16 protein-coding genes are annotated in these 14059 nt (G+C 67.7%); 13 read left to right on the plus strand and 3 right to left on the minus strand.

Going from position 1 to position 14059, the window contains the following annotated elements; translation table 11 throughout:
- Nucleotides 1-181: 181 nt before the first annotated feature.
- The 7 genes from gshB to NF616_RS04515 all read left to right on the plus strand — a co-directional run bounded on the left by gshB (nt 182) and on the right by NF616_RS04515 (nt 5990).
- On the plus strand, nt 182-1141 hold the full coding sequence (gene gshB / locus NF616_RS04485) for a glutathione synthase (protein WP_252271856.1): 960 nt from the start codon (nt 182-184) through the stop codon (nt 1139-1141).
- Between the two features lie 83 nt (nt 1142-1224).
- On the plus strand, nt 1225-2130 hold the full coding sequence (locus NF616_RS04490; RefSeq protein WP_252271857.1) for an energy transducer TonB: 906 nt from the start codon (nt 1225-1227) through the stop codon (nt 2128-2130).
- 61 nt (nt 2131-2191) lie between these two features.
- The gene (locus tag NF616_RS04495; RefSeq protein ID WP_252271858.1) at nt 2192-2758 is read left to right on the plus strand and encodes a YqgE/AlgH family protein; all 567 of its coding nucleotides are present in this window, start codon (nt 2192-2194) and stop codon (nt 2756-2758) included.
- Nucleotides 2755-3180 carry a Holliday junction resolvase RuvX gene (gene ruvX / locus NF616_RS04500; RefSeq protein WP_252271859.1) on the plus strand — a complete coding sequence of 142 codons (426 nt, stop codon included), beginning with the start codon at nt 2755-2757 and terminating at the stop codon, nt 3178-3180. The genes NF616_RS04495 and ruvX overlap by 4 nt, the downstream gene beginning before the upstream one ends.
- A gap of 21 nt (nt 3181-3201) precedes the next feature.
- Nucleotides 3202-3708 (plus strand): bifunctional pyr operon transcriptional regulator/uracil phosphoribosyltransferase PyrR, encoded by a 507-nt coding sequence (pyrR, locus tag NF616_RS04505; RefSeq protein ID WP_252271860.1) that lies wholly within the window; start codon nt 3202-3204, stop codon nt 3706-3708.
- A gap of 9 nt (nt 3709-3717) precedes the next feature.
- Nucleotides 3718-4719 carry an aspartate carbamoyltransferase catalytic subunit gene (locus tag NF616_RS04510; protein WP_252271861.1) on the plus strand — a complete coding sequence of 334 codons (1002 nt, stop codon included), beginning with the start codon at nt 3718-3720 and terminating at the stop codon, nt 4717-4719.
- Complete coding sequence (locus NF616_RS04515; protein WP_252271862.1) at nt 4719-5990, plus strand: dihydroorotase; 1272 nt, start codon at nt 4719-4721, stop codon at nt 5988-5990. Before NF616_RS04510 ends, NF616_RS04515 begins: the two co-directional genes overlap by 1 nt.
- Before the next feature lie 54 nt (nt 5991-6044).
- On the opposite strand, the gene NF616_RS04520 is transcribed toward NF616_RS04515, so the two are convergent.
- Nucleotides 6045-6443: an NINE protein gene (locus tag NF616_RS04520; protein WP_252271863.1), complete on the minus strand. Its 399-nt coding sequence runs from the start codon at nt 6441-6443 to the stop codon at nt 6045-6047.
- Nucleotides 6444-6549: 106 nt separating this feature from the next.
- On the opposite strand from NF616_RS04520, the gene NF616_RS04525 reads away from it, so the two are divergent.
- Both NF616_RS04525 and NF616_RS04530 read left to right on the plus strand, forming a co-directional pair.
- On the plus strand, nt 6550-7761 hold the full coding sequence (locus NF616_RS04525; protein WP_252271864.1) for a putative DNA modification/repair radical SAM protein: 1212 nt from the start codon (nt 6550-6552) through the stop codon (nt 7759-7761).
- Complete coding sequence (locus tag NF616_RS04530) at nt 7761-9236, plus strand: UdgX family uracil-DNA binding protein (protein ID WP_252271865.1); 1476 nt, start codon at nt 7761-7763, stop codon at nt 9234-9236. The genes NF616_RS04525 and NF616_RS04530 overlap by 1 nt, the downstream gene beginning before the upstream one ends.
- Here NF616_RS04530 and NF616_RS04535 read toward each other — a convergent pair.
- Nucleotides 9202-10347, minus strand: a complete 1146-nt coding sequence (locus NF616_RS04535) for a PilT/PilU family type 4a pilus ATPase (protein ID WP_252271866.1) — start codon at nt 10345-10347, stop codon at nt 9202-9204. The genes NF616_RS04530 and NF616_RS04535 overlap by 35 nt on opposite strands.
- Nucleotides 10348-10395: 48 nt before the next feature.
- Nucleotides 10396-11430 (minus strand): type IV pilus twitching motility protein PilT, encoded by a 1035-nt coding sequence (locus NF616_RS04540; RefSeq protein ID WP_252271867.1) that lies wholly within the window; start codon nt 11428-11430, stop codon nt 10396-10398.
- 72 nt (nt 11431-11502) lie between these two features.
- On the opposite strand from NF616_RS04540, the gene NF616_RS04545 reads away from it, so the two are divergent.
- The 4 genes from NF616_RS04545 to NF616_RS04560 are packed head-to-tail and all read left to right on the plus strand — an operon-like array spanning nt 11503 to nt 13923.
- On the plus strand, nt 11503-12192 hold the full coding sequence (locus NF616_RS04545; protein WP_252271868.1) for a YggS family pyridoxal phosphate-dependent enzyme: 690 nt from the start codon (nt 11503-11505) through the stop codon (nt 12190-12192).
- 15 nt (nt 12193-12207) lie between these two features.
- Nucleotides 12208-13026 (plus strand): pyrroline-5-carboxylate reductase, encoded by an 819-nt coding sequence (gene proC / locus NF616_RS04550; RefSeq protein ID WP_252271869.1) that lies wholly within the window; start codon nt 12208-12210, stop codon nt 13024-13026.
- Nucleotides 13027-13039: 13 nt separating this feature from the next.
- Nucleotides 13040-13630 carry a YggT family protein gene (locus NF616_RS04555; RefSeq protein ID WP_252271870.1) on the plus strand — a complete coding sequence of 197 codons (591 nt, stop codon included), beginning with the start codon at nt 13040-13042 and terminating at the stop codon, nt 13628-13630.
- The gene (locus tag NF616_RS04560) at nt 13627-13923 is read left to right on the plus strand and encodes a DUF167 domain-containing protein (RefSeq protein WP_252271871.1); all 297 of its coding nucleotides are present in this window, start codon (nt 13627-13629) and stop codon (nt 13921-13923) included. The genes NF616_RS04555 and NF616_RS04560 overlap by 4 nt, the downstream gene beginning before the upstream one ends.
- The last annotated feature ends 136 nt before the right edge of the window (nt 13924-14059 follow it).

The following is a 14059-nucleotide window of genomic DNA, read 5'->3' on the forward strand; positions in this document are numbered from 1 at the left end:
TACAGCGCAGTGTGGCTGAGGCCGTATCACTAACGGGCTGCGACCCGATCGTCCGGACTTTTTAGCACACTCTCCTGACGCAATCTATAAGCCCCTAATACTCGGGGTTTTTCTTGACCGGCAGCGTCTCGCGGCGCCACCCTTGCGCATCTATTCGGCCCTTGGAAGCAGGTTTCGCCCCATGAGCATTCGCCTGGGGATCGTCATGGATCCCATCGCCCAGATCAACTTCAAGAAGGACAGCTCCCTGGCCATGCTCCTGGCTGCCCAGGACCGCGGCTGGTCACTGTTCTACATGGAACAGCGCGATCTCTATCAGAACGCCGGCCAGGCCCGCGCCCGGATGACGCCGCTGCGCGTCTTCAACGACCCGCAACGCTGGTTCGAACTGGGCGAGGAACAGGACGCCCCGCTGGCCGAGCTGGACGTGATCCTGATGCGCAAGGATCCGCCCTTCGATAACGAGTTCGTCTACTCCACTTACTTACTGGAGCAGGCCGAGCGCGAGGGGGTGCTGGTGGTCAACCGCCCGCAGAGCCTGCGCGACTGCAACGAGAAGCTGTTCGCCACCCAATTCCCCCACTGCATGCCGCCCACCCTGGTCAGCCGCAGGGCCGACATTCTGCGCGAGTTCGCGCAAACGCAGCGTGACATCATTCTCAAACCCCTGGATGGCATGGGCGGCTCCTCGATCTTCCGCCACCGCGAGGGCGACCCCAACCTGTCGGTGATCCTGGAAACCCTCACCGAGCACGGCACCCGCCAGATCATGGCCCAGGGCTACCTGCCGGGAATCAAGGACGGCGACAAGCGCATCCTGATGATCGATGGCGAGCCGATCCCCTACTGCCTGGCACGCATCCCCGCGCACGGCGAGACCCGCGGCAACCTGGCCGCCGGCGGCCGCGGCGAGGCCCGCCCGCTGACCGAGCGCGACCGCTGGATCGCCGCCCAGGTCGGCCCGGCGCTACGCGAGAAGGGCCTGCTGTTCGTCGGCCTGGACGTGATCGGCGAGCACCTCACCGAGATCAACGTGACCAGCCCGACCTGCATCCGTGAAATCGACAAGGCCTTCGATACCCGTATCGGTGAGCGCCTGATGGACGCCATCGAGGGCAAGCTCGCCGCGCGCAAAGCTTGATCCAGGTGGCAGCTTGGCGCTTGCGGCTTGCAGCCGCCCGGCCCTAGCCGGCAGACTGCGCGGCATTCCGTAGGCGCCACCAGATGAACGCAGCAGTGAGACCTCCGCCCGAACTGACGACCAGCCAAGGCATCCGCCCCGCGGATCGCCTGGGCTTTACCCTGTTCGTCGCGGCGCTGCTGCACCTGGCGCTGATTCTCGGTGTCGGCTTCACCCTGGCCAAGCCAGGGCAGATCAGCAAGACCCTGGAAATCACCCTGTCCACCTTCAAGAGCGAGGAGCAGCCCAAGGAGGCCGATTTCCTCGCCCAGGACAACCAGCAGGGCAGCGGCACTCTGGAGCACAAGGCAGCGCCCAAGACCACCGAGCAGGCGCCGTTTCAGGACAGCAAGGTGAACAAGGTGACCCCGGCCGCCGCTCCGCAGCCGACCCAGCGCAAGGAGGCTCCCGCCGCCAAGACCGCGCTGACCACCACCAAGCCGCAGCCGCAGAAAGCCGTCACCAAGCAGAAGGAAGAAGAGCCACAGCCCGAGGCCCAGCCGGCGCCTGTGTTCGACAGCACCCAGCTGTCCGCGGAGATCGCCAGCCTGGAGGCGGAGCTGGCCCAGGAGCAGCAGCTCTACGCCAAGCGCCCGAAGATCCACCGCCTCAACGCCGCCTCGACCATGCGCGACAAGGGTGCCTGGTACAAGGATGAATGGCGCAAGAAGGTCGAGCGGGTCGGCAACCTCAATTACCCGGAAGAGGCCCGCCGCCAGCGCATCTACGGCAACCTGCGCATGCTGGTGTCGATCAACCGCGACGGCACGCTTTACGAGGTGCAGGTGCTGGAATCGTCCGGCCAGCAGGTGCTGGACCAGGCCGCCCTGCGCATCGTGCGCCTGGCCGCCCCCTTCGCACCGTTCGCCGGCGACCTCGCGGACATCGACCGCCTGGAGATCATCCGCACCTGGCGCTTCGAGCGCGGCGACCGCCTGTCCAGCAACTGATCGCCGCGGCATTTCCGCCCGGCGCTTGAAGCCGGCGCCTTCCGGGACGAAACTAGCGGCCATGAAGACCGCCGCCAGCTACCTCAAGCACCACTTCCTGATCGCCATGCCGCACATGGCCGATCCAAACTTCGCGCAGACCGTCACCTACCTCGTGGAACACAACGAACAGGGCGCCATGGGCCTGGTGATCAATCGCGCCAATGGCCTCACCCTGGCCGACGTGCTGGAGCAGCTGCGCCCCGACGAGACGCCGCCGGCGCGCTGCCAGGCGCTGCCGATCCTCGCCGGCGGGCCGGTACAGACTGATCGCGGCTTCGTCCTGCACCCGACCGGGCACAGCTTCCAGGCGACCCTGGAACTGGGCGAGCTGGCCCTCTCCACCTCCCAGGACGTGCTGTTCGCCATCGCCGACGGCAGCGGCCCGGACAAACATCTGATCACCCTCGGCTACGCCGGGTGGGAAGCCGGTCAGCTGGAGGCCGAACTGGCCGACAACGCCTGGCTGACCTGCCCGGCCGACGCCGCGATCCTGTTCGACACGCCGCTCGACGGGCGCCTGTCCGCGGCCGCCGCGCGCCTGGGCATCAACCTCAGCCTGCTCACCGCCCAGGCCGGCCACGCATGAGCGAGGCGCCGCGCCTGCTGCTGGGCTTCGACTACGGCACCAAGCAGATCGGCGTCGCCGTCGGCCAGGCCGTCACCGGCCAGGCCCGCGAACTGTGCGTGCTCAAGGCGCAGAACGGCGTGCCGGACTGGCAGAAGGTCGAGGCGCTGATCAAGGAATGGCAGCCGGACGCCATCGTCGTTGGCCTGCCGCTGAACATGGACGGCACGCGCAGCGAGATGAGCGAGCGTGCCGAAAAGTTCGCCCGTCGCCTCAACGGCCGCTTCAACCTGCCGGTGCACACCCACGACGAGCGCCTGACCACCTTCGAGGCCAAGGGCCAGCGCCTCTCCCAGGGCCAGCGCGGCGGCTACCGCGAGCTCCCGGTGGACGCCCTGGCCGCCGCCCTGCTGCTGGAAGGCTGGCTGGAACACCATCTTTAGGAACTCTTGCGAGGAATGCCCATGACCCTGCCCGATCCCCAACAGCTGCTGCCGCGCATGGCCGCCGACCTCAAGGCCCTGCTGGCGCGCCGCGGCGTCGAGCAGGCACGCTTCATCGGCATTCGCACCGGCGGCGTCTGGGTCGCCGAGGCATTGCTGCGCGAGCTGGATCTGGATCAGCCGCTCGGCACCCTGGACGTTTCCTTCTACCGCGACGACTTCACCCGCAGCGGCCTGCACCCGCAGGTCAAGCCGTCCGAACTGCCGTTCGAGATCGAGGATCAGCACCTGGTGCTGATCGACGACGTGCTGATGAGCGGGCGCACTATCCGCGCCGCGCTGAACGAGCTGTTCGACTATGGCCGCCCGGCCAGCGTGACCCTGGTCAGCCTGCTGGACCTGGACGCCCGCGAACTACCGATCCACGCCGACGTGCTCGGCGCCACCCTCGCCCTGGCACCCGAGCAACGGGTAAAATTGTCCGGCCCCGCGCCGCTCGCCCTCGAGCTGCAGCGCCTTTCCGCCTAGGAACACCCCATGCCCATCGACGCCAAGCGTTCGCTGCAGCTCAATGACCAGGGCCAGCTGCGCCACTTCCTCTCGCTCGACGGCCTGCCCCGCGAGCTGCTGACGGAAATCCTCGACACCGCCGACTCCTTCCTCGAGGTCGGCGCCCGCGCGGTGAAGAAGGTCCCGCTGCTGCGCGGCAAGACCGTGTGCAACGTGTTCTTCGAGAACTCCACGCGCACCCGCACCACCTTCGAGCTGGCCGCCCAGCGGCTGTCGGCCGACGTCATCACCCTCAACGTCTCCACCTCCTCCACCAGCAAGGGCGAGACGCTGTTCGACACCCTGCGGAACCTGGAGGCGATGGCCGCCGACATGTTCGTGGTGCGCCATGCCGACTCCGGCGCCGCGCACTTCATCGCCGAACACGTCTGCCCCGACGTGGCCATCATCAACGGCGGCGACGGCCGCCACGCGCACCCGACCCAGGGCATGCTCGACATGCTGACCATCCGCCGCCACAAGGGCGGCTTCGAGAACCTCTCGGTGGCCATCGTCGGCGACATCCTGCACTCGCGGGTGGCGCGCTCGAACATGCTGGCGCTGAAGACCCTGGGCTGCCCGGACATCCGCGTGATCGGCCCGAAGACCCTGCTGCCGATCGGCATCGAGCAGTACGGCGTCAGCGTTCACCACAACCTGGCCGAGGGCCTCAAGGACGTCGACGTGGTGATCATGCTGCGCCTGCAGCGCGAGCGCATGCAGGGCGGCCTGCTGCCCAGCGAAGGCGAGTTCTACAAGCTCTACGGCCTGACCGAGCAGCGCCTGAAGCTGGCCAAGCCGGATGCCCTGGTCATGCACCCGGGCCCGATCAACCGCGGCGTGGAGATCGAGTCGGCGGTGGCCGACGGCCCGCAGTCGGTCATCCTCAACCAGGTCACCTACGGCATCGCCATCCGCATGGCCGTGCTGTCGATGGCCATGAGCGGCCAGGCCGCCCAGCGTCAACTCAATGCCGAGGAGCACAACTGATGGGCACGCGAATCCTCGGAGCCCGGGTGATCGACCCGGCCAGCGGCCTGGACCGGGTCTGCGACCTTTACCTGGACGGCGGCAAGATCGCCGCCCTCGATCAGGCACCGGCCAGCTTCGACGCCGACCAGGAAATCGACGCCCGTGGCCTGGTCGCCAGCCCGGGCCTGGTCGACCTGTCCGTGGCGTTGCGCGAGCCGGGCTACAGCCGCAAGGGCAATATCGCCAGCGAGACCCTGGCCGCCGCGGCCGGCGGCGTCACCAGCCTGTGCTGCCCGCCGCTGACCAAGCCGGTGCTGGACACCTCGGCGGTGGCCGAGCTGATCCTCGACCGCGCCCAGGAGGCAGGGCATACCAAGGTCTTTCCCATCGGCGCGCTGACCAAAGGCCTCGGCGGCGAGCAGCTGGCCGAACTGGTGGCCCTGCGCGACGCCGGCTGCGTCGCCTTCGCCAACGGCCTGGCGCCGATGGCCAACAACCGCACCCTGCGCCGCGCGCTGGAGTACGCCGCAACCTTCGACCTAACCGTGATCTTCCACGCCCAGGACTTTGAGCTGGCCGAGGGTGGCCTGGCTCACGAGGGCCCTACCGCGAGCTTCCTCGGCCTGGCCGGCATTCCCGAGAGCGCCGAGACCGTGGCCCTGGCCCGCGACCTGCTGCTGGTCGAGCAGAGCGGCGTACGCGCTCACTTCAGCCAGATCACCAGCGCACGCGGCGCCGAGATGATCGCCACCGCCCAGGCCCGCGGCCTGCCGGTGACGGCCGACGTGGCGATGTACCAGCTGATTCTCACCGACGAGGCGCTGCTGGGCTTTTCCAGCCTCTACCACGTGCAACCGCCGCTGCGCACCGCGGCCGACCGCGAGGGCCTGCGCCAGGCGGTCAAGGCCGGCGTCATCGGCGCCATCGCCAGCCATCACCAACCGCACGAGGCGGACGCCAAGCTGACGCCATTCGGCGCCACCGAGCCGGGCATCAGCAGCGTCGAGCTGCTGCTGCCCCTGGCCCTGACCCTGGTGGACGACGGCCTGCTCGATCTGCCGACCCTGCTGGCGCGCCTGAGCAGCGGCCCAGCCAAGGCGCTGCACCTGCCGGTCGGTCGTCTGGCGGCCGGCGCTCCCGCGGACCTGCTGCTGTTCGACCCGCAGGGCCAGACCCTGGCCGGCGAGACCTGGCACTCCAGAGGCGGCAACAGCCCCTTCATCGGCCACTGCCTGCCGGGCCGGGTGCGCTACACCCTGGTGGACGGCCGCGTCAGCTACCAGAGCTGAATCGCACCACGATGAAAAAGCCCGCCAATCGGCGGGCTTTTTTCTGCGAGATGTTCAGGCGCGGGAGGCGTTCCTGATGGAGATCTGCGTGTTCATCGTCCAGAAGTCGTAGAGCACGCCGAGCAGGAACAGGCCGCCGGTCAGCAGGTAGATGATCCCGGTGATCCATTTGCCCTGATACATACGGTGCACGCCGAACACACCGAGGAAGGTCAGCAGTATCCACGCCACGTTGTAGTCGGTGTCGCCCGCGGTGAAGCGCAGGTCGGCCTCGCGATCCATCGCCGGAATCAGGAACAGGTCGATGATCCAGCCGATGAACAACAGGCCGAAGGTGAAGAACCAGATGGTCCCGGTCACCGGCTTGCCATAGTAGAAGCGGTGCGCGCCGAGGAAGCCGAAGATCCACAGCAGATAGCCGATGACCTTGCTGTGGGTGTCCTGTCGCTGCATGGGAAATCCTCGTGTTGGGGCCGCGCCGATGAGCGGCAAGCCCGAGCGCTTGCGTCGAACGGCAGCGGATCGAATACTGTATATCCAAACAGCACTCGACCTCGCCATGGAACTGATCGACAAGCTAACCGTATTGGCCGACGCCGCCAAGTACGACGCCTCCTGCGCCAGCAGCGGCGCGCCCAAGCGCGACTCGCGCGGCAAGGCAGGCCTCGGCGCCACCAACGGCATGGGCATCTGCCACAGTTTCACACCGGACGGGCGCTGCGTGTCGCTGCTGAAGGTGCTGCTGACCAACTTCTGCATCTACGACTGCCAGTACTGCGTGAACCGCCGTTCCAGCGACGTGCCGCGGGCCCGCTTCTCGCCCGAGGAGGTGGTGCGGCTGACCCTCGACTTCTACCGACGCAACTGCATCAGCGGCCTGTTCTTGAGCTCGGGCATCATCCGCTCGGCCGACTACACCATGGAACAGCTGGTCCGGGTCGCGCGCCTGTTGCGCGAGGAGCACCAGTTCCGCGGCTACATCCACCTCAAGACCATTCCCGACGCAGCGCCCGAGCTGATCGCCGAGGCCGGTCGCTACGCTGACCGGCTCAGCGTCAACATCGAGCTGCCCAGCGAGGCCAGCCTGATACGCCTGGCGCCGGAGAAGAACGTCGGCACCATCAAGAAGGCCATGGGCTCGATCCGCCTCGGCGTCGACGAGGCCAGCGAGGAGACGCGCGCCCCGGCCTTCGCCCCCGCGGGGCAGAGCACGCAGATGATCGTCGGTGCCGACGACACCGATGACCGCACCATCCTCGACACGGCGCAGACGCTCTACGGCGCCTACAAGCTCAAGCGCGTCTATTACTCGGCGTTCAGCCCCATCCCGCACAGCCCCAAGAGCGTGCCGTTCCAGGCCCCGCCGCTGCTGCGCGAGCATCGACTGTACCAGGCCGACTTCCTCATTCGCGGCTACGGCTTCCAGGCCGGGGAGCTGCTCGCCACGCCCGGCAACCTGCCCCTGGATGTCGACCCCAAGCTGGCCTGGGCTTTGGCCAACCGCGAGCAATTTCCGCTCGATCTCAACCGCGCCGAGCCGGCGATGATCGCCCGGGTGCCCGGCATCGGCGTGCTCAGCGCCCGACGCCTGGTCGAGCTGCGCCGCCAGCGGCGCATCCGCTACGCCGACGTGGTGCGCCTGCGCTGTGCGATGGACAAGGCCGGCCCCTTCATCGTCACCCAGGATTACCGGCCGCGGCAGGCGACACTGGAGTCATCCGCCTTGCGCCGTCACCTGAGCGACACGCCGGCACAGATGGCGCTGTGGTGATGCAGAGCGTTCACTTCGACGGCAGCTTCGCCGGCTGGCGCCGCGAGGCCCGGCGACTCCTGCAGGCGGGCATCGAACCCGCTGCGCTGAGCTGGCGCACCGACGACGATGCCGGCCAGTTGTTCGGTGATCCGTTCACCGAGGCGCCGACCGCGGCGCCCGCGCCGCGGCGCATCCCCCGCGAATTGCCCGAGCTGCTGGAAAGCGCCTCGCGCTATCGCGCCGACGACCGCTGGGCCCTGCTCTACCGCGTGCTCTGGCGCGTGGCGCAGGGCGATCGCTCGGCCATGCTCGCCGGTGACGGGGATGGCAGCGACCTGCAGCGGCGGGTCAAGAGCGTGCGCCGCGAGGCCCATCACATGCATGCGTTCCTGCGCTTTCGCGAAAGACCCGTCAACACCGGGCCACCCCGGTTCGTCGCCTGGCACGAGCCGGCCCACGACATTCTGGAAGTCGCCGCCGAACACTTTGCCGAGCGGCTGGGCCGCGAGACCTGGCTGATCGCCACACCGGACGCCGCCGCGCTCTGGGACGGGCAACAGATGCGCTTTCTCCGCCCCTGCCCGCCCGAGCTGCGTGACCTGGCGCGCTCCGCCGCCGATCCGGGCGCGGACCTCTGGCTGGCCTACTACAACAGCACCTTCAACCCGGCGCGGCTCAACCGCGACGTGCTGGAGAGCAGCATGCCGGTGCGCTTCTGGAAGCATCTGCCGGAAGGCCCGCTGATTCCGCAGATGATGAGCCAGGCCCGCGCCGGCCAGCAGCGTCTGGCGCAGGCCGCCAGCGTGAGCACGCGTGAAGGCAAGGAAGTGCTGATCGCCAGCGACCGGGCCCAGCCGAAACGGGCGCCGAGCACCTCGCTGGGCGAATGCCGCGACTGCGACATCTGGCGCGACGCCACTTGCGCAGTCGCGGGCGAGGGGCCGCGACAGGCCCCGATCATGCTGGTCGGCGAGCAGCCCGGCGATCAGGAGGACCTGGCCGGTCGTCCCTTCGTCGGCCCCGCCGGGCAAGTCCTGGGCAATGCGCTGGAGCGGGCGCAGCTGCAGCGCGAGGCGCTGTATCTGACCAACGCGGTGAAGCACTTCAAGTGGATACCGCGCGGCGGCCCCAACAGCCGCGCCGTCACCCGCAAGCACGCCACGCCGAAACCCGGCGAGATCAAGGCCTGCCATCGCTGGCTCGACGAAGAGCTGGCGCAGGTTTCGCCGCAGGTGGTGGTGGCGCTCGGCAGGACGGCCCTGGCCTCGCTACTCGGGACCTTCGAGCCGCAACGCCTGCGCCTGGCGGATTTCGCCGGCGCGCCGTTCCGGCACGGGGACCGCTGGGTGATCGTGGCACCGCATCCGGCCGCGGTGTTGCGGGCGGGCGAGGATGGCGAAAGACGATTCGCCGAGCTGGTCGCGGCCCTCGCCCAGGCGCGCCAGCTGGCGGCGAGGGTCAGCGGAAACGCCGCCCCGGATCTTCGTCGCTGACTTCCAGGCTCAGGCCCTGGGTCATGCTGGTCAGGTGCTCGCCATCGGTCTCCGAGCCCAGCTTGATCATCAGGCGCAGGTCATTGGCCGAGTCGGCGTAGAGCAGGGCGTCCTCGTAGGTGATCTCGCCCTGGGTGTAGAGGTTGTACAGCGCCTGGTCGAAGGTCTGCATGCCCATCTCGGTGGAGCGCTTCATCAGGCTCTTGAGCTCGTGCACCTCGCCCTTGCGGATCAGGTCGGCGGCCAGCGGGGTGTTGATCAGCACCTCGATCACCGCGCGGCGCCCTTTGCCGTCCGGCGTCGGCACCAGCTGCTGGGCGACGATGGCCTTGAGGTTGAGCGACAGGTCCATCCACACCTGGTTGTGCCGGTCCGGCGGAAAGAAGTTGATGATCCGGTCCAGCGCCTGGTTGGCGTTGTTGGCGTGCAGAGTGGCCAGGCACAGGTGGCCGGTTTCGGCGAAGGCCACGCCGTAGTCCATGGTCTCGCGGGTACGGATCTCGCCGATCAGGATCACGTCCGGCGCCTGGCGCAGGGTGTTCTTCAGCGCCACCTCGAAGGACTCGGTGTCGATGCCGACCTCGCGCTGGGTGACGATGCAGCTCTGGTGCTGGTGGATGTATTCGATGGGGTCTTCGATGGAGATGATGTGGCCGCTGGTGTTCTTGTTGCGGTATCCGATCATCGCCGCCAGCGAGGTGGACTTGCCGGTACCGGTGGCGCCGACGAACAGCACCAGGCCGCGCTTGGTCAGCGCCAGCTTCTTCAGCACCTCGGGCAGCTTGAGGTCATCGAGGGTGGGGATGTTGGTCTCGATGCGACGCAGCACCATGCCGGCCAGATTGCGCTGGTAGAAGGCGCTGACGCGGAAACGCCCCACGCCGCGGGCGCTGATGGCGAAGTTGCACTCGTGGTTCTCGGCGAACTCGCGGCGCTGCTGCTCGTTCATCACCGAGTGCACCGTCTCGCGGGTCTGCTCCGGCGACATGGCATTCTTGGTCACCGGCATGATCTTGCCGTTGACCTTCATCGAAGGAGGCACGCCGGCGGTGATGAACAGGTCGGAACCGCCCTTCTCCACCATCAGTCGCAGCAGCTTTTCAAATTCCATCTTTCCCGCCCGTGTGATTCATCTGCGGCGGCTGATGCCGCCTTGTCGTTAGAAGTTTTCCGGCGTCTTGGCCTTCTCGCGCGCGCTTTCGCGGCTGACCAGGCCCTTGCTCAGCAGGGTCTTCAGACAGCTGTCGAGGGTCTGCATGCCCAGTGCGCCGCCGGTCTGGATCGCCGAGTACATCTGCGCGACCTTGTCCTCGCGGATCAGGTTACGGATCGCCGGGGTGCCGATCATGATCTCGTGCGCCGCCACGCGGCCGCCGCCGATCTTCTTCATCAGGGTCTGCGAGATCACCGCCTGCAGGGACTCGGAGAGCATGGAGCGGACCATGGACTTTTCCTCGGCCGGGAACACGTCGACCACGCGGTCGATGGTCTTGGCGGCGGAGGTGGTGTGCAGGGTGCCGAACACCAGGTGACCGGTTTCCGCGGCGGTCAGCGCCAGGCGGATGGTTTCCAGGTCGCGCATCTCACCCACCAGGATGATGTCCGGGTCTTCACGCAGGGCCGAGCGCAGGGCCTCGGAGAAGCCGTGGGTGTCGCGGTGCACCTCGCGCTGGTTGACCAGGCACTTCTTCGACTCGTGAACGAATTCGATCGGGTCTTCGATGGTGAGGATGTGGTGGTACTTGTTGTTGTTCAGGTAGTCGAGCATCGCCGCCAGGGTGGTCGACTTGCCCGAACCGGTCGGGCCGGTCACCAGCACCAGGCCGCGCGGCACGTCGGTGATCTTCTTGAACACCTCGCCCATGCCCAGGTCTTCCATGCTCAGGACCTTGGAGGGAATGGTCCGGAACACGGCGCCGGCGCCGCGGTTCTGGTTGAAGGCGTTGACCCGGAAGCGCGCAACGCCCGGCACTTCGAAGGAGAAGTCGGTCTCGAGGAATTCCTCGTAATCCTTGCGCTGCTTGTCGTTCATGATGTCGTAGATCAGCGCGTGGACCTGTTTGTGGTCCATCGGCGGCAGGTTGATCCGGCGAACATCGCCATCGACGCGAATCATCGGCGGCAGGCCCGCCGAGAGGTGCAGGTCCGACGCGCCCTGCTTGGCGCTGAAGGCGAGCAGCTCGGTAATATCCATGGGACTCCCCAATCGAATGCAAGCGGGTAGAATGCCGCAGACCCCTGACGGGCGGGCTATAGAGCGCAAGTAATGTCCACGATAGCAGAGAATATTGCAAAGGTTCGCGAGCGTATCCGTGAGGCGGCGCAAGCCTCGCAGCGCGATCCGGAGGCGGTCGGGCTGCTTGCCGTGAGCAAGACCAAACCGGCCGCCGCCATCCGCGAAGCGCACGCCGCGGGCCAGCACGACTTCGGCGAGAACTACCTGCAGGAGGCCCTGGCCAAGCAGGCCGAACTGGCCGACCTGGACCTCGTCTGGCACTTCATCGGGCCCATCCAGTCGAACAAGACCAAGCCGATCGCCGAGCATTTCCACTGGGTGCATTCGGTGGACCGCCTGAAGATCGCCCAGCGCCTGTCCGAGCAACGTCCCGCGCATCTGCCGCCGCTGAACATCTGCCTGCAGGTGAACGTCAGCGGCGAGGCCAGCAAGTCCGGCTGCACGCCGGAGGAGCTGCCGGCACTGGCACAGGCGGTTACACAACTGCCGCGACTGCGCCTGCGCGGATTGATGACAATCCCCGAACCGAGCGACGACCCGCAGGCCCAGCGCGTGCCCCTGGCGCGACTGCGCCAGCTGCGCGATGCGCTGCAGGCGGATCTCGACGCCCTGTCCATGGGCATGAGCCAGGACCTGGAAGCGGCCATCGCCGAAGGCGCCACCTGGGTACGCATCGGCACCGCCCTGTTCGGTGCCCGTGACTACGGCTCGCCCCATTAATAAGGAAGCACCACGATGACTCACCCCCGTATCGCCTTCATCGGCGCCGGCAACATGGCCGCCAGCCTGATCGGCGGCCTGCTGGCCCAGGGCATCCCGGCCAGCCACATCCGCGCCAGCGACCCCGGTGCCGAGCAACGTGCCAAGGTGGCCGCCGAGTACGGCATCGAGCTGTTCGAGCACAACGCCGAGGCCATCGCCGAGGCCGATCTGGTGGTACTGGCCACCAAGCCCCAGGTGCTCAAGGTCGTCTGCCAGGCGCTGGCACCCAGCCTGCGCCCCGGCCAGCTGATCGTCTCCATCGCCGCCGGCATCACCTGCGCCAGCCTGAGCGCCTGGCTCGGCGAGGTGGCCATCGTGCGCTGCATGCCCAACACCCCGGCCCTGCTACGCCAGGGTGTGAGCGGCCTGTACGCGAACGACAAGGTGTCGGCGACCCAGCGCGCCCAGGCCGAGCAGCTGCTCTCGGCGGTCGGCCTGGCCCTGTGGCTGGACGAGGAAGCGCTGATCGACGCCGTCACCGCCGTCTCGGGCAGCGGCCCGGCCTATTTCTTCCTGCTGATCGAGGCCATGACCGCCGCCGGCGAGCAGCTCGGTCTGCCACGCGAGACGGCCGCGCGCCTGACCCTGCAGACCGCCCTCGGCGCCGCGCGCATGGCCACCGAGAGCGATGTCGATGCCGCCGAGCTGCGCCGCCGGGTGACCTCGCCGAACGGCACCACCGAGGCCGCCATCAAGACCTTCCAGGCGGGCGGCTTCGAAGCCCTGGTGCAACAGGCGCTGAATGCTGCCGCCGATCGCTCCGCCGAACTCGCCGAACAACTGGGCCAATAAGGAACCCTCATCGATGAACGGACTGGATACCGCCGCCATCTACATCCTGCAGACCCTCGGCAGCATGTACCTGCTGATCGTCCTGCTGCGCTTCGTCCTGCAACTGGTACGCGCCGACTTCTACAACCCGCTCAGCCAGTTCACCGTGAAAGCCACCCAGCCGCTGCTGCGCCCGCTGCGCCGGATCGTCCCCGGCTTCGGCGGCCTCGACCTGGCCTCGCTGCTGCTGGCGATCCTGGTGCAGCTGGTGATCATGGCGCTGACCCTGCTGCTGGCCTACGGCACCACCGGCAACCCGCTGCAGCTGCTGGTGTGGGCGCTGATCGGCGTGACCTCGCTGTTCCTCAAGATCTTCTTCTTCGCCCTGATCATCAGCGTGATCCTGTCCTGGGTCGCGCCGGGCAGCTACAACCCCGGTGCGCAGCTGGTGAACCAGATCTGCGAGCCGCTGCTGACGCCCATCCGCAAGCTGCTGCCCAGCCTGGGCGGCCTGGACCTGTCGCCGATCTTCGCCTTCATCGCGATCAACCTGATCGACATGCTGGTGGTGAAGAACCTCGCCGCCATGACCCACATGCCCTCGGTGCTCGGCCTGCTGATGTGAGCTGGTTCCGCTGGGACGGCGAGGACCTGCTCCTCAACTGTCACCTGCAGCCCAAGGCGAGCCGCGACGAGTTCGCCGGGCTGCACGGTGAGCGCCTGAAGATCCGCCTCACCGCACCGCCGGTGGAGGGCAAGGCCAACGCCCAGCTGCAGGCCTTCCTGGCCGGCGCCTTCGGTGTCGCCAAGAGCCAGGTCAGCCTGGAAAGCGGCGAGCTGAACCGGCAGAAGCGCGTGCGCATCCGCGCGCCGCGCACGCTCCCCGGTCTGCCCGGGCTGACCGTTCGCCCCTCCTGAATCGCCACCCGGCCACAGATCCGCGACGCCTCGATTGACGGCCGCGATGACGCCCGCATAATGCGGGCATCTCCGGCGAACGGTCCGCACGGAGCGTTGTGCGTTTCTTTCGAAGCCAGCACGAACCGGAGGAGTC

Origin of the sequence: Pseudomonas subflava (genome assembly GCF_023823685.1) — a bacterium.
GTDB classification, from domain to species: domain Bacteria; phylum Pseudomonadota; class Gammaproteobacteria; order Pseudomonadales; family Pseudomonadaceae; genus Aquipseudomonas; species Aquipseudomonas subflava.